This is a genomic window from Kaistella flava (ex Peng et al. 2021) (assembly GCF_015191005.1).
Classification (GTDB): Bacteria; Bacteroidota; Bacteroidia; order Flavobacteriales; family Weeksellaceae; genus Kaistella; species Kaistella flava.
This window is the reverse complement of the sequence record NZ_CP040442.1, coordinates 966,337-985,806: the sequence shown is the minus strand read 5'-3', so window position 1 is coordinate 985,806 and position 19,470 is coordinate 966,337. Positions and strand designations below refer to the sequence as shown.

Annotated in this window: 18 protein-coding genes, 1 tRNA gene and 1 pseudogene; 9 read left to right on the top strand and 11 right to left on the bottom strand. The window is 34.0% G+C overall.

Annotated features, from left to right (window positions below; translation table 11 throughout):
- Positions 1–51: 51 nt before the first annotated feature.
- Entirely contained in the window at positions 52–1,005 is a 954-nt protein-coding gene (locus Q73A0000_RS04435; RefSeq protein ID WP_193812876.1) for a prolyl-tRNA synthetase, read from the top strand.
- 25 nt (positions 1,006–1,030) lie between these two features.
- A complete protein-coding gene (locus tag Q73A0000_RS04430; protein ID WP_193812875.1) occupies positions 1,031–2,434 on the top strand; it encodes an OmpP1/FadL family transporter in 1,404 nt (467 codons plus the stop codon).
- Positions 2,435–2,570: 136 nt separating this feature from the next.
- Here Q73A0000_RS04430 and Q73A0000_RS04425 read toward each other — a convergent pair.
- The 3 genes and pseudogenes from Q73A0000_RS04425 to Q73A0000_RS04415 all read right to left on the bottom strand — a co-directional run bounded on the left by Q73A0000_RS04425 (position 2,571) and on the right by Q73A0000_RS04415 (position 5,679).
- A pseudogene (locus Q73A0000_RS04425) lies at positions 2,571–4,116 on the bottom strand (IS1182 family transposase).
- Positions 4,117–4,227: 111 nt separating this feature from the next.
- The gene (locus tag Q73A0000_RS04420) at positions 4,228–4,920 is read right to left on the bottom strand and encodes a ZIP family metal transporter (protein ID WP_193812874.1); all 693 of its coding nucleotides are present in this window, start codon (positions 4,918–4,920) and stop codon (positions 4,228–4,230) included.
- Positions 4,921–4,932: 12 nt separating this feature from the next.
- On the bottom strand, positions 4,933–5,679 hold the full coding sequence (locus Q73A0000_RS04415) for a class I SAM-dependent methyltransferase (RefSeq protein WP_193812873.1): 747 nt from the start codon (positions 5,677–5,679) through the stop codon (positions 4,933–4,935).
- Between the two features lie 167 nt (positions 5,680–5,846).
- Here Q73A0000_RS04415 and Q73A0000_RS04410 point away from each other — a divergent pair, with 167 nt between their 5' ends.
- The 4 genes from Q73A0000_RS04410 (at position 5,847) to prmA (ending at position 10,380) form a co-directional block, all read left to right on the top strand.
- On the top strand, positions 5,847–7,022 hold the full coding sequence (locus Q73A0000_RS04410; protein ID WP_193812872.1) for a class I SAM-dependent RNA methyltransferase: 1,176 nt from the start codon (positions 5,847–5,849) through the stop codon (positions 7,020–7,022).
- 78 nt (positions 7,023–7,100) lie between these two features.
- Positions 7,101–8,102 carry a glycosyltransferase gene (locus tag Q73A0000_RS04405; RefSeq protein ID WP_193812871.1) on the top strand — a complete coding sequence of 334 codons (1,002 nt, stop codon included), beginning with the start codon at positions 7,101–7,103 and terminating at the stop codon, positions 8,100–8,102.
- Positions 8,103–8,465: 363 nt separating this feature from the next.
- Entirely contained in the window at positions 8,466–9,452 is a 987-nt protein-coding gene (locus tag Q73A0000_RS04400) for a lactonase family protein (protein ID WP_244140801.1), read from the top strand.
- Positions 9,453–9,552: 100 nt separating this feature from the next.
- On the top strand, positions 9,553–10,380 hold the full coding sequence (prmA, locus tag Q73A0000_RS04395) for a 50S ribosomal protein L11 methyltransferase (protein WP_193812870.1): 828 nt from the start codon (positions 9,553–9,555) through the stop codon (positions 10,378–10,380).
- Positions 10,381–10,409: 29 nt separating this feature from the next.
- Here prmA and Q73A0000_RS04390 read toward each other — a convergent pair.
- A tRNA-Arg gene (locus Q73A0000_RS04390) sits at positions 10,410–10,483 on the bottom strand.
- Positions 10,484–10,529: 46 nt separating this feature from the next.
- Here Q73A0000_RS04390 and Q73A0000_RS04385 point away from each other — a divergent pair.
- The 3 genes from Q73A0000_RS04385 to Q73A0000_RS04375 are packed head-to-tail and all read left to right on the top strand — an operon-like array spanning position 10,530 to position 14,328.
- Entirely contained in the window at positions 10,530–11,576 is a 1,047-nt protein-coding gene (locus tag Q73A0000_RS04385) for an ABC transporter substrate-binding protein (RefSeq protein ID WP_193812869.1), read from the top strand.
- 55 nt (positions 11,577–11,631) lie between these two features.
- Positions 11,632–12,276, top strand: a complete 645-nt coding sequence (gene mtgA / locus Q73A0000_RS04380; RefSeq protein WP_193812868.1) for a monofunctional biosynthetic peptidoglycan transglycosylase — start codon at positions 11,632–11,634, stop codon at positions 12,274–12,276.
- A gap of 18 nt (positions 12,277–12,294) precedes the next feature.
- Entirely contained in the window at positions 12,295–14,328 is a 2,034-nt protein-coding gene (locus Q73A0000_RS04375; RefSeq protein ID WP_193812867.1) for a recombinase, read from the top strand.
- Here the strand turns inward: Q73A0000_RS04375 and Q73A0000_RS04370 are convergent.
- The 7 genes from Q73A0000_RS04370 to Q73A0000_RS04340 all read right to left on the bottom strand — a co-directional run bounded on the left by Q73A0000_RS04370 (position 14,306) and on the right by Q73A0000_RS04340 (position 19,442).
- Positions 14,306–14,599, bottom strand: coding sequence for a hypothetical protein (locus tag Q73A0000_RS04370; RefSeq protein WP_193812866.1), 294 nt, complete (start codon positions 14,597–14,599; stop codon positions 14,306–14,308). The two genes, Q73A0000_RS04375 and Q73A0000_RS04370, sit on opposite strands and share 23 nt — an antisense overlap.
- A gap of 55 nt (positions 14,600–14,654) precedes the next feature.
- Positions 14,655–15,035: a four helix bundle protein gene (locus Q73A0000_RS04365; RefSeq protein ID WP_193812865.1), complete on the bottom strand. Its 381-nt coding sequence runs from the start codon at positions 15,033–15,035 to the stop codon at positions 14,655–14,657.
- 107 nt (positions 15,036–15,142) lie between these two features.
- Positions 15,143–16,222 (bottom strand): DNA replication/repair protein RecF, encoded by a 1,080-nt coding sequence (gene recF / locus Q73A0000_RS04360; protein WP_193812864.1) that lies wholly within the window; start codon positions 16,220–16,222, stop codon positions 15,143–15,145.
- A gap of 3 nt (positions 16,223–16,225) precedes the next feature.
- Positions 16,226–16,534, bottom strand: coding sequence for a type II toxin-antitoxin system RelE/ParE family toxin (locus tag Q73A0000_RS04355; RefSeq protein ID WP_193812863.1), 309 nt, complete (start codon positions 16,532–16,534; stop codon positions 16,226–16,228).
- Positions 16,522–16,761, bottom strand: a complete 240-nt coding sequence (locus Q73A0000_RS04350) for a hypothetical protein (RefSeq protein WP_193812862.1) — start codon at positions 16,759–16,761, stop codon at positions 16,522–16,524. Before Q73A0000_RS04350 ends, Q73A0000_RS04355 begins: the two co-directional genes overlap by 13 nt.
- Positions 16,762–16,827: 66 nt before the next feature.
- Positions 16,828–18,549 carry a hypothetical protein gene (locus tag Q73A0000_RS04345; protein ID WP_193812861.1) on the bottom strand — a complete coding sequence of 574 codons (1,722 nt, stop codon included), beginning with the start codon at positions 18,547–18,549 and terminating at the stop codon, positions 16,828–16,830.
- 125 nt (positions 18,550–18,674) lie between these two features.
- Complete coding sequence (locus Q73A0000_RS04340) at positions 18,675–19,442, bottom strand: hypothetical protein (RefSeq protein WP_193812860.1); 768 nt, start codon at positions 19,440–19,442, stop codon at positions 18,675–18,677.
- Positions 19,443–19,470 lie beyond the last annotated feature (28 nt).

Here is a 19,470-nt window from a genome sequence, read left to right as displayed (position 1 = left end):
TTTTGGTGCAATTTGCAAATATAAATCAAATTAAAACTTTTTCACCTTATCATGAAAAAAATTACTTATAAAAATTCAATAGGATTACTGAAATCTAAAGCGGTTTTAGCAATTTTGGGCGGTTTTATTTTAGCCTCTTGTGGTGCGACAATGGGTGGTTATAGTGAGACCGACGGCGTATATTATGACCCTAATAAAGATACCATTCCGCAGGGAGTTGTAATGAACAATGGAAATCAAGTAGGAGAGTATTATGACTATCAGCAAACTGACAATCAAAATAAATATTTGAATTCCGAAAATAGAAATCAAAGTTGGGCAGATCCCCAGAATTCTGATTGGGGGAATTTTACGGGTACAGAAACTTATTATAATGATTCTTGGGGATATCCTTACGGAATGTATTCAGGATTTAGTTTTGGGATGAGTTTCGGATTTGGTTCACCTTGGGGTTATGGTGGCTATTATAGTCCTTGGGGATTTGGCTACAGCCCTTTCTCTGGATATTACAGTCCTTATTACAACTACTATAATCCTTATTACGGTTACAATCCTTACGGATATGGATACGGTGGTTACGGACATGGAGGATATAATGGTTACAACAGTTATAACGCACCTCGATTTAATTATAAAAGAAGTGGCTCTGATGGATCTGGATTTAGACCTACTCAAAATCAATCTGGAATGAGACCAAGTATTAATCAGAATTCTGGTTTTAGAAATGACAATCCTCGATATAATGCGCAGCCGAATAACACAAGATATAACACGCCGCAGCAAAATAACAATCAACCGAGATATAGAACTTCGCCTCAACCGAATTCAACGCCGAGACAAAATAATACTCCTCGTCAGGAAACTCCTAATTACAACAACCAACCAACTAGAAATAATTCTAATGATGGTGGTTTCAGATCTGGGAATTCAGGAGGTGGTTTCAATAGTGGATCATCAAACTCAAGTTCTGGTTCTACTAGATCTTCAGGAGGTTTTAGACGTTAATATTTAATTCAAGCATATTTTAAAAATGATTAAAAAGTCTTTTATAATTTTGGGTATTTCTGCAGCATACTTTGTGAATGCCCAAGATATTTCTACCCTTAGAAATACAGCAGATGTTTATTCTAATTCTTCTTTATATGGAACATCAAAATATAATGCGATGGCCGGATCTATGGGAGCGTTAGGTGGTGATTTTTCTGTATTAAATTCGAATCCAGCTGGGATTGGAGTAAGTATTACAAGTGAAATATCAGGAACTTTAGCTATTCAAAATAGTAAGAATGCAACTTCATTAGCAGGGAAATCCTTTGATTATAAAGTTAATCGAACTGACCTTGGGAATGTTGGTGGTGTTATGGCATTGAAAATTGATGGTGCTTCACCCTGGAAATTTGTAAATATTGGAGTTAATTATTCTAGTCAGTCTATTGAAGATTATTCAGAAACACCTGGAAATAGTAATGTTAATTTTAATATCAATGATGGGACAGGTGCCTTAATTGAGAATGTAGCATTTTCTGGTCATGCGTACAACCGTTATGGTGATGTCTCAAAAATGAGCATTGCTGTTGGTGGTAATTATGATAACAGAATTTATGTTGGTGCTGGTTTGAATTTTCATAACGCAAATATCGACCAGTATGATTCTGCCGCATTTGATTCCAGCGCAAACGGCTCTACAAGCGTTTACAACAAACAATACACTCCATTTTCTGAAGCATCGAATGGCTTTTCTGCTACAATAGGAATTATAGGAAAAATAAATCCACAATTCAGAGTAGGTGCAGCCTTAGAAACACCAACTTGGTGGAGTATTGCCAGAGTTTACAACGAGTATGAAAACCCAACTGACGGAACTTATACCGAAGATAGAAATCTTTCTACTCCAATGAAAGCGACATTAAGTGCAGCTTTTGTTCCGAATAAAAACTTTGCAATTAACGTGGATTATAGTTTAGGTTTAACAAAACCAAAATACAAAGTGTACGGAAATGCAGAAACTGAACTAAACAATTTCTTCAGCGATAATTCTAAAAATTTATCAGAAGTAAAAGTAGGAGCGGAGTACAGAATTCAAGCCTTCCGTTTAAGAGGTGGATACGGTTTCGCCTCAAGTCCTTTTGATTCAATGAGTATTTCATCTTTTTCAGATAATGGAACTGCCGGAAATAATTCTTACGATAATTTAATTGTAGGAAAACGTTCGACAATTGGAGCCGGGATCGGTTATGATTTCAAATCTTTCTATATTGATGCAGCTTATCAAAATTCAAGTTCAGAATATAAAAGTCCGTTATTGCGAGGTTCTGCAAGTAATAATACAGGATATTTCTCCGATAATTATATTGTAGAATCCGATGCATCTGTAGTTTCAAATGTAAAAAATACAAGAGACAATTTCTTTATTACACTCGGTTGGAAATTCTAACTGAATAAAATTTAGCGATAATAAAAAAGAAGCCGTCTCAAAATACAATTTGAGACGGTTTTTTTATTTTCATTTGTAAGGTGTTAAATTTTGATTATTTGTGATTTTTGCACATTAGGGCAAAAAGATGCTTTTGTTAAGCACTTTTCTTTCTTAGATTGTGTGCTAAAGCGTGTAATCCGAACTCTAATTCCACTTTTTCTATTCCGGTGTGCGTAAAACGCTTGAAGTTCCGGTTGGATTTGATATGTGCAAAGACAGGTTCGACATCGGCAGTCCGTTGTCTACGTTTTATTTCACCTACTTCACTTAAGAGATTTTCCCGAACTCTGTCCTTATGCCGTTCTAAATTTTGGTTCCGTTCTATTATTCTGTTTCCCTGCGCTTTGTGGCAAGTCCCTCGCAGCGGACAACCATTGCAGTTTTGAGCCTGGTACAGTGAACTTGTCTGAGCATAACCGCTTTTGGTTTTTCGGTTTTTAGAATATATTTTGTTCATCGGTTGCCCCATCGGACAGATATACTGATCTTTCTCTTCGTTGTAATAAAGTTTATCGCGGTGAAAGTCTTCGTTGATTTTTTTCTTTTCGATTTTAAAATACCCTGTTCCTTATCGAAGGTGTTGTATTTTACGAAGGTTTCTATATTTTTCTCTTCCAGAAAATCATAATTCTCTTCACTGCCATAGCCTGCGTCAGCAGTAAGTTCTTTCGGCAAAACTGATAAAGTTCTTCAAAAGTATTGAGGTGTGGTTTAAGCGTATTTAAATCATTGGTGTTTTGGTGTAAAGTATAATGAATGACGAACTGCGATTCGGAACTTATCTGAACATTGTAAGCGGGTTTAAGTTGCCCATTCTGCATATGATCATCTTTCATGCGCATAAATGTGGCATCGGGATCGGTCTTACTGTAACTGCCACGTCCTGCCAAAACTTTTTCCTGCTGCTCGTACTTATCCAGGTTCTGAGAAAAATTCTTTTGAATGTATCTTAATTTTGCCTTTGCTTTAGTAGAAGCATTCGGATTTTTGCTGATGATCTCTTCTATTTTCTTGGTGGTCTTCTCTATTTTATCTTTATCGATTGTTTTAAACTCCGGTGGTGTAGGATCGCTGTCTTCTTCATCAGCAATGCTTTGGGCATAGTTCCACATTTGTTCAAGTTGTTCTGCCATCTTTTCTTTTCTGGTTTTAATGGCATTGCCCCAAACGAAAGTATATCTCCCGGCAATAGACTCTATCTTGGTTCCATCGGTAAAAACTTCTTTCAAGCTAACGAGTCCTTCCTCTGATAATAACAGGACGACCTGTTTAAAAATATCTTTGAAAATAGTCTTGAGTTTCTTACTCCGAAAACGTGCAATGGTGTTATGGTCTGCGACCTGTTGAGCGGACAACCACATAAAATTAATATTCTCCCGCATCGCTTTTTCGATCTTCCTGCTAGAATAAATATTATCCATATAAGCGTAAACCATTACCTTGAGCATCATCTTGGGATGAAAGCTGGGTTTGCCATCTTTACTATACTCTTCAATGAGCAATCTCAGATCAAGTTGCTCAATAATCCCATTAACGATCCGAACTGGATGACTTTCTGGAATCAATTCCTCGATTGATGGTGGAAATAACCAGTTTTGCTGTTGGTTATAATTTTTAAACTTAATACTCATATCATTGATTATCAATACTTAAAGATACAAAAAAACCATAAAATAAACAATAATTTTCAAAACAAATCACAAAAAAACCGCCTCAGTTTTGAGACGGCTTCTTTTATTTTTATTAAATTTTTAATGATTGTGAAAAAGATGAGTAGTCATCGCCAGTAAAACACCAAGCGTCACGTAACCGATTTTCTTCCAGTCTACATTATGATTCTTATTACTTTCGAAAATAATAACGGAAGAAATATGAAGGAAGATTCCACCTACTAAAGCCAGGAAATAAACTTCAAGATTTGGATCAAAGTATTTCCCAAGAACTAAACCTAAAGGCGAAGCCAAGGCAAAAATTGAAATAATTAATAAAGCTGACGGTGAGAATTTTTTGTTCTTCACCAGGAAAGCTCCAAGAATAAATGAAATGGGAATATTATGAACCAATATCCCCGTTAAATACGGAGTTATTGCTTCATGCTCATTTGCTAATGGAATTCCTTCTAAAAAAGCATGAATAAAAAGTCCAACCATTAAAGCTAAAGGAAGAATATTCTTTCCTTCAGAATGATGATGAAAATGTCCGTGTTCAAAACCTTTGGTTAAATTTTCTAATAACATTTGAAGTAAAACTCCGCCAATGACCCAAAGGCCGATATTATGATGTTCACCAGAATATATTTCAGGAAAAACCTCATTCAAACAAATCGTAATTAAAAACCCGGCACTTACAATCAAAAGATTCTTCGCGAACTTTTCTCGGTCTCCGAAAAATCTCCCGAGAAAAACGCCAATTAAGACACTAAGAATTAATAGAATAATAATCATAACTCAATCGGTTTAGTTGTCGCTTTTCTTTTTAAAAACATTAATACAACGTGGTGACGTTTCTAAATCGAATTCATTTAAATGATAATCACCGAAAATTTGAACTCTTTCAAAACCAAATTCTTCAGCGTAACTGTTGATTTCGTCTAAGGTGTGTAATTTCACTTTTTCAAAAAAATGATAATCCTTTCCGTCATCATTAAATGTAATATCTTTAATAACGTGCTGATCTTCAATTTTCTTTTTAATTGTAAAATCAATTCCTTCTTTCGAAGTTTTATCTTCTTCAATTAAAGTATTTTCCACCCATTTTGCATTCAGGAAATCCAAAACAAAATAACCGTTGTCTTTCATAACATTTGAAATCGACTGAAAAACTTTTCGATCATCATTTTCATCTTCAAAATAGCCGAAACTGGTAAAAAGATTTAAAACTGCATCTACTTTTTCAGCTGATATTTCTGGAAAAATTTCATTCCGCATATCGTGAACTTCAAATTTTAAATCCGAATTTTCGAACTGTTTATTATGATCAATGCTCTGATGAGATAAATCCAAACCCAAAACTTGGTAACCTAATTTGTTCAAAAAAACAGAATGTCTGCCTTTTCCACAAGCCAAGTCGATTATTTTCGAATCTTTCTGAATATTTAAGTAGTTGATTAATAGAGTAATAAAATTTTCTGCTTCTGCAAAATCTCTGTCTTTATAAAGAATATGATAATAAGGAGTATCAAACCAAGTTTCAAACCATGCCATTCTGCAAAAATAACTAAATTTGCATTTCTAAAACGATAAGTTTTGAAAAGATTTCTTTTGAAGATCATATTCTAAAAAGTAAAATTTCAACTTTGTCATTTTTGATACTTTAAAAATAAACGCAATTCGCAATTAATAAATATCAACAAATTGTTGGTCACCAATATATGGATACAGAAAATTTAAAAATACAGATTAAAACGTTTTTCGGACTCGAAGAAATTTTAGCAGAAGAAATCAGAAAACTCGGCGGAACCAATGTCGAAGTAAAAAACCGTGCGGTTAACTGCGAGGGAGATTTGGGGTTTCTTTACAAAATTAATTACTCAGCCAGAACGGCGTTGAAAATTTTAGTTCCAGTTTTGACTTTCAAAGCTTGGGATGAAAACCGTTTCTACGATAAACTTTTCGATTTTCCATGGGAAGAATATATGACGGTTGATCAAAGTTTTGCAATCGATACCACGATTTATTCTGAGCGTTTTTCGCATTCTCAATTCATGGCTCAAAAAATGAAGGACGCCATCGTTGATTATTTTAAATTCAAATTTAATAAAAGACCGAGCGTTGATACGCAGGATCCAGATATCAAAATTCATCTTCACATCGACCGGGAATTGGTAACTGTTTCTTTGGATTCTTCTGGAGATCCTTTATTTAAAAGAGGGTACAGAAAAGAACAGGGTGAAGCGCCATTGAATGAAGTGCTTGCTTCCGGAATGTTACAATTAGCAGGTTGGGATGGAAAAGGAAATTTCCTGGATCCAATGTGCGGTTCGGGAACCTTATTAATCGAAGCAGCTATGATTGCGATGGATTTACCAGCCCAAACTTTCCGTAGAAGATTCGGATTCCAAAACTGGTTAAATTACGACGAAGAATTGTTCAAAACAATTAAAGAAGTTCGTCTTAATCGGGTAAAAGAATTCACCGGAAAAATTGTTGGTTACGATATCGATTCGGATATGCTTCACGCTGCAAGAATCAATATCGAATCTGCCGAAATGGAAGATGTAATCGAAGTAAAACACCAGGATTTCTTTGAGTCTAAAAAAGAATTGTTCCCATTAATGATGGTTTTCAATCCTCCATATGATGAAAGAATTGTAATTAACGATGACGAGTTTTACGCTAAAATAGGAGATACCTTTAAGAAAAACTATCCAAATACTTTGGCTTGGTTAATTTCTTCAGATTTAGATTCATTGAAAAGAGTAGGATTAAGACCTTCACGTAAAATCAAACTATTCAACGGAAAATTAGAATGCCGTTTTATGCAATACGAAATGTATGAAGGAACGAAAAAGATTCACAAATTAGAAGGGAGAGAAGGAGATAGTTAAACAATTCCATTTTCTTTTTTGAACTTTTGGGAAATTTTTAGAAATAAAACTTTTGTGCCTTTTGTGGTTAAATAAACTATGCAGTCAATTTCAATAATCATCGCCATCTACAACCGAAAAGACGAACTTTTTGAGTTGCTCAATTCTTTATCACATCAAACAGATAAAGACTTTGAGGTGATTATTGTTGACGATGGTTCGATTCTTAATTTGCGTCCAACTGCCGAATTATTCAACGAAAGTTTAACTATAGAATTTTTTCGAAAAGACAATTCCGGTCCGGGCTTATCACGAAATTACGGAGCCAGAAGAGCCAAAAATGACTGGCTAGTTTTCGTCGATTCCGATGTGATTGTCGAGACTGATTTTATTCAAAATATAAAGAAGAACATTTCCGAAATTCCATGTGATGCTTTTGGTGGTGCGGATAAGGCTCACAAAGGCTTTAATCTCATGCAAAAAGCGATTTCCTATTCCATGACTTCCGTTTTTACAACGGGCGGAATTCGTGGTAATAAGAAGGCGGTGACTAAATTTCAACCCAGAAGTTTTAATATGGGCGTTCGAAAATCGGCTTTTGAAAAAGTCGGTGGTTTTTCAGAAATGCGCATTGGCGAAGATCCGGATCTTTCAATGCGACTTTGGGAAAATGGCTTTACGACGGCGTTTTTCGACGATATCGGCGTTTATCATAAACGTCGCGTTGACTTCGGAAAATTCTCCAAACAAGTCTATCAATTCGGTTGTGCGCGCCCGATTCTTAATCAGCGCCACCCGAAATATGTGAAGATCTCTTTCGCGTTTCCATCGCTCTTTTTGTTGGGCTATTTCCTCGGATTTATCGAATATTTTTTCTTCCAAAAAGGCCTCATTTTAGGTTTTTACGGACTTTACACCTTCATCGTTTTCTTCCACGCTTTGTACAAAACCAGAAACGTCAGCATCGCTGCAATGGCGATTATGGCGACCTATATCCAAATGTTTTCCTACGGTTACGGCTTCCTGAAATCATGGATTTTGCTCAATGTTTTCCGCCAAAAACCTGAAGATGCATTTCCTTCCCATTTTCATAAACAGTAATTTCAAGCTGAGCTTGTCGAAGTTCAGGGCGCACAATTGACTTCGTCGAAAGGCTTTATTTAATAATTGTTTTTTGGACGCCTTTTCCGGCTTTCACTACTCGCTTTTTTTTTGCAGCCGCTTGTTGCCTTTGCTTAAAAAAAGAGCTCAAACATGCCGTTCAATCCGGGGCGCAACCTTCTTTAAAAACAAAATTATTTATTTTGTTCTAAATTTTAAAACAACAGATTGAAAAAGCAATTCACCTTCTTGTTACTTATTCTGAGTTCTTTAAATTTATTTTCTCAAAACACTTACCTGTTTATGGGTTAATTTAATAGAGACAAAAACACAGAAGGAATTTACGTCTATCAGTTAGATACCGTGAGCGGAAAACTGTCTAAGATCACCACTGTAAAAAATATTCTTAATCCTTCATTTCTAACTTTGTCCACTGACGGAAAATATCTCTTTGCCTGTACAGAAAGTAAAACTCCAAACGCGGGAAGTGTAAGCAGTTTTGAATTTAGTCCTAAAAATAAAACGTTGACTTTTATAAACAGTCAGAAAAGTGGTGGAGAAAACCCAATGTATTTGACGGTTCACAAAAATGGAAAATGGCTCATAAATGGAAACTACACCGAAGGAAGTATTTCGGTTTATCCTATTACCGAAAACGGAGTTATAGCACCAATGGCTCAAAATTTTCACTTTGATGAAGGAAGTGTAAACAAGGAAAGGCAAAGTCGCTCGCATATTCATTCAGCCGTTTTTTCGCCGAACTTTGATTATATATTTTTTCCGGATTTGGGTGCAGATAAAATTAGAACATATAAGTTTGAAAACGAAAAAACCAAACCCTTGGAAATTGCCAAAGTACCTTTTATTCAATCAACTTTAGGAAGCGGACCGAGACATTTTACCTTTCATCCAACCTTACAATTTGCTTACTGCATTGAAGAATTAACGGGAACTGTAAATGCTTATCAATACGAAAACGGAAAATTAGAAAGCATTCAGCGAATAAATTCCCATTCCGAGAAATACAAAGATAATTTCGAAAGTTCTGATATTCACATTTCACCTGATGGGAAATTTTTGTACGCTTCAAATAGAGGGAATGAAAATAACATCGCAATTTTTAAAATTCAGGAAAATGGAACTTTGAAAAGTGCTGGCTATCAATCTACTTTAGGTAAACATCCACGGGTATTTGCAATTGACGAATCCGGGAAATTTCTTATTGCCACTAATTCTGTAAGTGGAGATGTGGTAGTTTTTAAGAGAAATGCTGACACTGGCTTACTGAAAAAAGTCGGTAGAAAACTAAAAATTAAAAGTGTTTCCTGTGTACAGATCAGGAAGTATTAATTTTCGTTCTAAAATAACAGGTATTAGAGTACCTATTTCTCAGGTCAATTTTATCGAGATAGATTCGGCTTAAAAACCTTATTTTTGCAAAAAAATAAGCATGCAAAATTACCTGGAATTTAATTTCAAAATACAGCCACTACAACCCTGGAACGAAATCTTAATGGCAGAACTCATCGAAATCGGTTTCGATAGTTTTACTGAAGAGCACGACGGGATTTTAGGCTACATTCAAACAGAATTATTCAAAGAAGAAGACCTGAAAGAAGTGCAATTACTTCAGAATCCTGAAATCAACATTTCTTATACTTTCAAAGAAATGCCGAATATCAACTGGAATGAAGAGTGGGAAAAAAACTTTTCACCCATTAATATTGAAGATCAAGTTTCCATTCGTGCCGAATTTCATCCGAATCAAAACTTACCTCACGAAATTATCATTCAGCCAAAAATGTCTTTCGGAACTGGTCATCATGCCACAACTTATTTGATGATTCAGCAAATGCTCGACATGAATTTCGAAAATAAAACCGTTTTGGATATGGGTTGCGGAACTTCTGTTTTAGCCATTTTTGCCAAACAACAAGGTGCAGGAAAAACCGTAGCCATTGATATTGATGAATGGTCCGTAGAAAACTCGATTGAAAACGCAGCAAGAAATAATGTACAATTAGAAATCTCTCAAGGAACTGCCGATAATTTAGGAAAAGAAAAGTTCGATATTATTTTAGCAAACATCAACAGAAATATTCTAATTTCAGATATTCCAACTTATGTTTCAGTTTTAAATAATGGCGGACAATTATTGCTTTCTGGCTTATGTTTCTTCGATGTAGATGATATTCTGGAAGTTTGTACGGAACAAAAATTAATTTTGAAAAAGAAATTACAGAGAGAAGAGTGGGTTTCTTTACTATTAGAGAAATAAAAAAAACCTAGCAAATGCTAGGTTTTTAGTGACCTCGACTGGATTCAAACCAGTAACCTCCTGAGCCGTAATCAGGTGCGCTATTCAGTTGCGCCACGAGGCCTGTTTTTCGGTGTGCAAATATAACAATTTTTTATTCCTCTCCAATAATGAAATCAACTTTTTTTACTTTATTATCATTTTTTCTTCTTTTTTCATGTAAAAAAGAAATTAAAACAAGTTCCGAAGATTGGCAAATCGTCTCAGAAAATGTCCAGTTTAAAAGGGATGCAAATGTTTTCCATTTAAAATCTGGGAAGTTTAATTATGATATTCCGACTTCTAAACTTCCTTTTAAGAAAGTGATTTTGCTCAATGCGAGTTTGGTTGGATATTTCACCGAGCTTGGTTTAGAAGAAAACATCATTGGAATTTCCAGTCCGGAATATGTTTATTCAGAAAGGGTTCATCAATTAATCAATGAAGGAAAAATTCAAAATGTGGGAAATGAACAGAAATATAATTTGGAGAAAATTATCGCTTTAAAACCTGATGCGATTTTCACCAACTATATTGCGAGTTTTGAGAATACATACGATTTAATAAAGAAAAACGGAATCGAAATTATTTTCCTGGATGAATATTTAGAACAAAATCCTTTAGAAAAATCAAAATATTTATTGGTATTTGGGGAACTCTTTAATAATGAAAAGAATGCAATGACTAAAGTAGAAGAGATTCAGAAAAGTTATGATTCTTTGAAAACTTTAGCGAATACTGCAGCAACAAAACCGATTGTTCTTGCCAATGAAATGTATGGAAATCAATGGTTTCTTCCTGGTGGCCAATCGAATTTAGCCCAGTTTATTTCTGATGCCAACGCCACTTATATTAATGCTGATAATCAAGAAACGAAAGCAATTCCAATGAGTTTTGAAGAAGTTTTTGCAAAAGGCCAGAAAGCCGAATATTGGGTGAATATTGGGAATCATGAATACAAAAAAGAGTTGTTGCAGATCAATCCGAATTACACCAAACTTCCGGTTTTTAATAATGGTAAACTGTACACGATTACCGGAAGAACTAATGGCAAATCAAACGATTACTTCGAAAGTGGAGTAGTTAGAGCAGATTTGGTTATCAAAGATTACATCAAAATTTTTCATCCGGAATTGTTACCAAATTACCAATTAACGTATTTAAGGGAGTTGAAGTAAATATTATTTCTATTTTTGCACCTTTGAAACTGTTTACTCATTGACCGATTATTTTATGTGGAAGAAAATTAAAAGACTCATCTATATCCTGATCCTGGCAAATATTCTTTTTATTGTCTGGGGTAAATTCTTTAATCCGCCCATCACCTTTACTCAAATCGGTGGTTTGCTGGAATATGGAAAACTGAAAAGAGATTATATTTCTTATGATGAAATGGGTAATAATGTAAAAAAGGCGGTGATTGCGGCCGAAGATCAAAGTTTTTTCGATCATAATGGTTTCGATTATAAAGCGATTGAAAAAGCCATGCAACATAATCAGCAAGGCAAAAAGATTCGTGGCGGAAGTACGATTTCTCAACAAACTGCAAAAAATGTTTTCCTTTGGCAGGGCAGAAGTTGGATCAGAAAAGGTTTTGAAGCCGTTTACACCTTCATTATCGAATTGGTTTGGGGGAAAGATGTTATTCTGGAAAGATACCTGAATTCAATCGAAATGGGCCGTGGCGTTTTCGGTGTTGAAGCTGCTTCACAATATTACTTTAATAAAAGTGCAAAGGATTTAACCAAAAGTGAAGCCGCCTGGATTGCTACGATTTTACCAAATCCTCAGAAATACGATCCCAAAAATCCGTCTCCTTATCTTAATAAAAAGCACAATTGGATTATGCGTCAAATGAATAATATCACGCTTAAATAATTTATCTTTACCGATATTATGGGATTTATTTTTCGACATAGAGAAGGTTTCAGTACCATTTTGATCAAATATTTTAGTTTTAAAAATGAGACTAAATCTTTGGATCCACTTATTGAATTGCTTACAAGTATTCGTTCAGAGGATTTTCATGAAGTGTTGGATTTTCTAAAAGAACATCACGAAGTCACCGAGAATCTTGGATATTATATTCGCAATTTATTTGAAGGAAAACCATTCAATCTTTCGTTGACCGAAGCCAATATCTTATCAGAAAACGCTTTCTATCCAGAATTAAAGAAAAGATTACTCGATAAAATTTTACCGAGTGTTGAAAATGAAGAAACCATTTGGTATTTGGTTGACACTGTTTCTGTGCGTCCAAAACTTGATTTAGAATATTTTAGAAATCTTCCGAAAGAGAGTTTGGATGAGATTTTTAGATTACTAAATATTGATCGGTATATTTTAAAACCAGGTGTTAAGAACGAATTGTTATTTTCATTAAATATTCTGTCCTGGCGTATCATTGGAAATGCGATGGACGTACAAGTGGTGAATATGGCGCCCGAATATCGGAATTTTGACAATCCGTTTTTGGCGATGCAAAATGAGCTCGATCTATTAAATCAAAGTTATAAAGACAATCCTGATTTTAATTTGACGTCAAAAGATGTCAATTATAAGCAGATTAAAGTTTTAATGCAGCAATGTTTGGATTTTGTTGCCTTGGCTTTCAAAAACTCTTCTAAGTACGGGATTTCGGGGAAAATCAATCAGTCTTTAATGAAAATCAGACAGCAGTTAGAACGAATGTCAGACATTCTTTCGGTCATGATTTTTGATAAAGAAGAAGATATTCTTAGAAATTCTAAAAGATTGTTTTTCAAGATATTAGAGTATAAATCTCACAAAAATAATTTGCGTGAATTGATTTCGGACAGTACCAGGCTGAAATCTCACCTGATTACCAATCACACTGCAGAAACCGGTTCTCACTACATTACTTCTACGTCCAAAGATTACATGAGTATGTTTTGGCGAGCGAGTGGTGGTGGAGTTATTGTAGGCGCACTTTGTGTTCTAAAATTATTATACGGTTATATTCCCGGCAGTGATTTCTCGCATGCATTTTACTATGCTTTTAATTATGCAATGGGATTCATTATGATTTATTTAATGAATTATACTTTGGCGACAAAGCAACCGGCAATGACGGCGGCAACGATGGCGAAAGTACTTTCGGAAGGAGAGAATACCCGTAAAAATTATGTTGATTTTGCGCATTTGGTTTCCAAATTGTTCCGATCTCAATTCATTGCTTTTATGGGAAATGTTTTATTGGCTTTCCCGATTGCACTCGCCATTATTTACGGAATGGATGTTATATTTAAACAGAATTTTGCCATAGAAAAATCTGCCGCATTGTTGAGAGATTTGGACCCCGTTCAGTCTAAAGCTATTTTCCATGCTTGTATTGCCGGATTTTTCTTATTTATTTCTGGGATTATTTCTGGTAATGTTGGGAATAGTTCTGTGTTTTACCATATTCCAAAACGAATTGAAAAAAATCCTTTCCTTAATTATTTCTTTGGAAAAAATATCGCAAAAGGACTTTCTGAATATTATGCAAAAAACTGGGCAGGAATAATTTCGAATTTCTGGTTTGGTATTTTCCTTGGAGTTACCGGTCCAATCGGACTTTTCCTCGGTTTAGATTTAGATATTCGTCACATTACTTTTGCTTCTGGGAATTTTGCTTTGGGACTTTACGGAGCTGATTTTTCTGTGAGCAGTGCTACTTTCTGGATCGCTTTCGGAACAGTATTCCTAATCGGATTCTTCAATTTTGCAGTGAGTTTCGGCTTGTCGATGATTTTGGCCTTCCGATCCAGAAAGGTGAATTTCGGAGAAGTGAAGGAAATTTATAGAGAAATTTTCAGATACTTTATGAAAAATCCGCTGCGGTTTTTCTTGCCGATTCGCTCTAAATTAGATGATAGTACCAAAGAAATGGTTGATAATACGGTGGCTATAAAACCAGAAGATCAATAAAATGTTCTTCGCCGAATTTCTCCTGAAACTTCTTTAGGTAAAATGTTTTTCGCATTCTAAAGTCGTTTTTCAGCAAAGGAGATTTTATTCTGATTTCTAAAATTTTCTTGTTGATATTCACCGATTCTATTTCGCTGAAAAGAGCATCGTTTAAATATTCGTGTAAGAAATCTTTAACCTCAAAAGCAAGTAATTTATTTTCAAAGCCATAGATTCTCGCAAATGATTTCACGAGTTCTGATGATTGATATTCTCTTTTCTTCTTTTTCATGGTCGTGTTACGAGTTTCGGGTTTGTAGTTTCGAGTTTAAAAAATGTGGTTTCAGTTATGGTTTAGTATTTCCATCGTTCCAATTTATTCTCACCCATTTTAGGTAATTATTAATCTTTCCTCCTAATAAATCGTAGTCATTACGCAGTGGTTCAAAATCATCTTTTAAATCAGGATATAAATGCAAAAGTTTTTCTAAATGTCCAATAGTTTCATCGCAACTTGAATGGCTGAAAACTAAAAACCTTTCGTATTCTTTTTTATAATAACTTCTTCCGTAGCCTTCAATTATATTTGATAAAACCGAATCAGATGAACGTCGTAATTGACTTCCCAATTCATAAAGTTCATACTTTGGAAGTTTTAATGAAGTAGGATGCGTTTTTAAAAATAGATCAAAACTCATTTTATAAATGTCAAGTGTTCTGTAACTCATTATTTCTGTTTTTTAAAAATTAAAGTACTATTCAAATATATAAAGTTTAAATATCAAAACTTAAATCGTGCGACACGTAACCCGAAACCCGAAGCCCGGAACTTTTTTTACAATTCAAAAATTTTTGATTCCTCATTAATTCTCTTCACCACATTCTCCGTTCTTTCTCGGCTTGTATCCGTAATGAAAATTTGCCCAAAATGTTCTTGATTGACGAGTTCAATTAATTGTGAAACTCTGGAATCATCAAGTTTATCGAAAATATCATCCAGCAAAAGAATCGGAGTTTTTCCGGTTAATTCTTTAATGCGATTCATCTGAGAAAGTTTTAACGCAATTAAAAAAGATTTTTGCTGTCCCTGACTTGCCGTTTTCTTCATTGAGATTCCGTTCATCTCAAAAAGCAAATCATCTTTATGAATTCCTTTCGACGTGTAAGTTAAGATTCTGTCTTTTTCTAAATTTTGTTGAAGTAAATCTCCGAAAGAATTTTCACTCAAATCAGATTCATAAATCACCGAGATTTTCTCTTTTCCTTTAGAAATAATTTCGTAGTAATTTTGAATTAGTGGTACAATCGAATCGGTGAATTCTCTTCTTTTCTCAAAGATTCTCGTTCCAAATTTACTTAAAGGTTCATTGTAAATTTCCAAACTGTCGGCATCAAAATATCTGTTTTTAGCGAAATCTTTTAATAAAGCATTTCTTTGCTGAACCGTTTTTTGATATTGAATTAAATTGAAAAGATATTCAGAATCCGTTTGCGAAATCATGGCATCAAGAAATTTCCGTCGGCTTTCACCAGAGTCAGAAATCAAATTAGAATCGTACGGCGATATAATTACACTTGGTAAAAATCCGATATGATCTGCCATTCTATCATAAGATTTATCATTTTTCTTAATGATTTTCTTGGCATCTTTCGGTTGCTGAATTTTGATAATATTTTCTTTTTCGCCATCGTCAATTGTTCCTTCAATGGTGAAAAAATCTTCATCAGTTTTAATATTGTTAAGATCTTTATTTCCCAGGAAACTTTTTGCCATCGACAAATAATGAAGAGCATCAAGAATATTGGTTTTTCCTACACCATTATTTCCTACAAAACAATTGATTTGTTTAGAGAAATCGAAGTCTCGTTCTTGATGATTTTTGAAATTCTGAATTTTTAAATTATTGACAATCATTTTCTATTTTTTCAAAATTTCCAGTATTTTTTTTGGATTCTGCTTACTATCCCAAAAAGAAAGAATGTAGATATTATGTTTTTCAATTTTATAGACCAAACCGTAATTTTCAAAATGGATAATTCGTGCATTATAATCTTCAATTTCTTCACCGATTAAAGGATTTGACTCCAGTAAATCTATTTTCTCGTAGATGATTAAATTAATCCTTTTAGAATAGGAATTACTTCTATTTCTTTTATTCCAATATTCAAAAATCTTATTTCTTTGGGTAATGGCTAGATTGGTCCAAATTACAATTATTGCATCCATTCCTCATCCAGTTTTCTAAGTTCTGCATCGGTTAATGTTCTGCCATACTTAATATCCTCTTCAGCCAATAGAAGTATTTCTTTCTGTGTTGCGGAAAGTTGAAATTTCTGTTCAGTATCATTTTCTGTAGATGAAAAAATTTTGTCTAGCGCATCTAGTAAATCTATATTTTTTGTTAAAAATATTTTTTGAACCAATCTGCTTCTTAATACATCTAAATTTTCCATCACACTAAATTTCTGTAAAGATAAAAATTTCATTTCAGAACACTCTCAAAAAAAGACTTCTAAAGTTTAGTTTTCAAAATTGACAAAATGAGGAATATCCGTTCCAAAAGAATTGATAGGAAGCATTGTATTGCGGTAATTATTGAATTCATAAACCGCTTTGTTGTCAAAAGGAACATTTGGATAATAGACAAAAGATACCTGAATTTTGTTAAAAACCAAATAAGGATTATCTATCAGAATACCAATTCCAAATTTCGAATTGGTTTTGGCTTTGAATAAGATTTCGTTATTTTTCGCAAGCCAACCAAATTCTACGATACTGTACGGACTAAAGTGAAAATTCTTCCAGGTTTTATCGACGAAAAATTGCATTTGATGTCGCAGAATTAGTTTTTTTGTCCCAATAAAATCTTCACTGTACGCCGGAAATTCTTCCTCACCAGAAATCGTCATTCGGTCTTTGTAAGTGGAATTATATGCCGGACTTCCCCAAGCAAAAGTCGGCGAAAAGAAATGTCTTACTTTACCAAATTTATAATCGTGCAACTTTGTAAAATAAGTTCCCTCTAATCGGAAAGAATCACTGTTTTCTTTTTCTTCATTAAAGAATCTTCCATATTCAGCTTTCACGGTAAAATATCCCCAGTTGATAAAACTGCCAACAGATCCGGAAATTCCGGCATAAGGAACAATCTTACTGCTTCTTTTTAGTAACCCTCCAGTCATTCCAAGCGATTTTCCGTAGGGAATATCTTCGGGAAGGTTATATTCAAATATATTTCTTTTTACAGAGAATTTCCTTTCTACATAAGTTGCTGAAGCCAGAAAACTATTGTAAGAAGAGAAGAAATTTTGATCATCAATCGCTGGATTGTCTTTATATTGATAATTTTGAAAACGTCCCAATACCGCAATATTTCTGGAAATTTCCGTTTTGTCTCCGAAGAAAACTGGGAATTGATAACCGCCCCATAAATCCTGATTATAAACTTTGATTTGAACTTCAGGAAAGACTTCGGTATTTTCAACAGGCATCAAAACTTTTTTCATAAAATATTCAAAAGTAAATCCTCCCGCCCATCTTGTAAGTGGCGAAAAGAAATCCCGTCGCGCACTGAAAGTGATTCTTTCATTATTTAAAAAATCTTTTTCTCCAGAAATTCCTGCATTGATAAAAGAGCCGAAAAGATTGTACGCCATATAACTTCCCGAGATGTGATTCTCTTTTTCTTTAAAATCATTGGTGTAAAGAAAATTGAATTCATGGCCCAAACCGAGTAGATTTTCTTCTGTAATCCCCGCACCAATTTTGCTTCCGGAAAGACGTAATCTGGGTTTTAAACTCCAGGAATCCAAAACTTTTACCAAAATATCAATTGAATCTTTGGTGCTTATACTGTCAATAATACTGATGTTCACGCGGTTGATAAACGGCATGTCACGCAAGATTCGTTCGGATTCGTACAGTTTCTGAGCATTATATTTTTCTCCTTTTTTGAAAAGTAAATAATTGCTGATCGTCGATCTTTTAGAATCGATGTGAATGTGTTCTGCAGTGCGATCAAACCATTTAGGTTCCGTATTTTTTTTTGAAATTTCGTGACCAAAAGGATCAATAGTTTCAATTTTAATATTTCGAATGATTTTTCCATTATAAGAAATTCGAGAATATTCTTGAGTTCTCGATGCGACCGAAACAGAATCAGCTTCACGTCGAAAAATAAAACGGTGAATAAATTTGGTAGATTTTCTTTTGTCAGAAAACTCTTCAATTTTATAATACAAGGAATCCTTTTTTTCTAATGAATCGTTTGTCTCTTGCGCTGAAACAAAAGAAATACAAGATAAAAATAAAATTAAAGGGAAGATATATTTGGACTGCAATATGATTTTTTAAGGAAAAGGGAGTATCAATTAATGAGCCGATTTAAGATTACAAATAAAAACGGCAAAGCCGAACAGCTCTCAACCCAAAATGAAAAGTAAGAACCTTTATTGGAATTCTCTGAAAAATAGATCAATACAAAGGTGAAAATCAATGTTAGGAAAAATGCGAAAGAAAATTCAATCTTTAAATAAAATATCGAAATAATTAAACTGAGAAAAATTAATAGGTACGCCAAGTATTTTGTATTCTGAACACCGATCAATTGAGGAAAAGTAATAACGGTATCTGATTTCATATCCCGAATGTCGAAAGGTAAAACCAAAGCCGTGATAAAGAATAAACTGATCCAGAAAATCTCGGCATTAAACTCCGGTAAAATCAGCCAGGAATTAATTAATGCCCAAGTTAAACCAACATAAAATATTTTGAATAATGGGATTTTTCTTACGAAAAATTTAAGAAAATTACTGTCGTATAAAAGTCCTAAAACCACAATAATCAGCCATTTTACTAAGCGGATTTCATTGTGATTAAAGATAATTAAAGCTGCAGAAGCCAGTCCGGAAATAACATTGAATATCAGTACTTTGTAAAATAATTTACCGGTATTTTGGTATTTGGTATAGAGATATCCGCTAAAATAAGTAATGAAAATAAGTGCAATGGTCGGCGTTTTGATAATGCTTTGCTCCCACATAAAAAAGACAGCAAACAAAGTTCCCATAAGGGAAACATAAATTTGACTGTCGATAATGTATTTTTTTAGTAAATTTAAACAGTGCTTAACCATAAACCTTAGTGGTTATAAAAAAACCTAC

What these genes read in the sequence shown, in the direction of transcription:
- Q73A0000_RS04405 (WP_193812871.1), top strand. Translation starts at nt 7,101, where the DNA reads ATGCAGTCAATTTCAATAATCATCGCCATCTACAACCGAAAAGACGAA.
- Q73A0000_RS04340 (WP_193812860.1), bottom strand. Translation starts at nt 19,442, where the DNA reads ATGGTTAAGCACTGTTTAAATTTACTAAAAAAATACATTATCGACAGT.
- Q73A0000_RS04420 (WP_193812874.1), bottom strand. Translation starts at nt 4,920, where the DNA reads ATGATTATTATTCTATTAATTCTTAGTGTCTTAATTGGCGTTTTTCTC.
- prmA (WP_193812870.1), top strand. Translation starts at nt 9,553, where the DNA reads ATGCAAAATTACCTGGAATTTAATTTCAAAATACAGCCACTACAACCC.
- Q73A0000_RS04375 (WP_193812867.1), top strand. Translation starts at nt 12,295, where the DNA reads ATGGGATTTATTTTTCGACATAGAGAAGGTTTCAGTACCATTTTGATC.
- recF (WP_193812864.1), bottom strand. Translation starts at nt 16,222, where the DNA reads ATGATTGTCAATAATTTAAAAATTCAGAATTTCAAAAATCATCAAGAA.
- Q73A0000_RS04365 (WP_193812865.1), bottom strand. Translation starts at nt 15,035, where the DNA reads ATGAGTTACAGAACACTTGACATTTATAAAATGAGTTTTGATCTATTT.
- Q73A0000_RS04410 (WP_193812872.1), top strand. Translation starts at nt 5,847, where the DNA reads ATGGATACAGAAAATTTAAAAATACAGATTAAAACGTTTTTCGGACTC.
- Q73A0000_RS04435 (WP_193812876.1), top strand. Translation starts at nt 52, where the DNA reads ATGAAAAAAATTACTTATAAAAATTCAATAGGATTACTGAAATCTAAA.
- Q73A0000_RS04415 (WP_193812873.1), bottom strand. Translation starts at nt 5,679, where the DNA reads ATGGCATGGTTTGAAACTTGGTTTGATACTCCTTATTATCATATTCTT.
- mtgA (WP_193812868.1), top strand. Translation starts at nt 11,632, where the DNA reads ATGTGGAAGAAAATTAAAAGACTCATCTATATCCTGATCCTGGCAAAT.
- Q73A0000_RS04385 (WP_193812869.1), top strand. Translation starts at nt 10,530, where the DNA reads ATGAAATCAACTTTTTTTACTTTATTATCATTTTTTCTTCTTTTTTCA.
- Q73A0000_RS04350 (WP_193812862.1), bottom strand. Translation starts at nt 16,761, where the DNA reads ATGGAAAATTTAGATGTATTAAGAAGCAGATTGGTTCAAAAAATATTT.
- Q73A0000_RS04430 (WP_193812875.1), top strand. Translation starts at nt 1,031, where the DNA reads ATGATTAAAAAGTCTTTTATAATTTTGGGTATTTCTGCAGCATACTTT.
- Q73A0000_RS04370 (WP_193812866.1), bottom strand. Translation starts at nt 14,599, where the DNA reads ATGAAAAAGAAGAAAAGAGAATATCAATCATCAGAACTCGTGAAATCA.
- Q73A0000_RS04355 (WP_193812863.1), bottom strand. Translation starts at nt 16,534, where the DNA reads ATGGATGCAATAATTGTAATTTGGACCAATCTAGCCATTACCCAAAGA.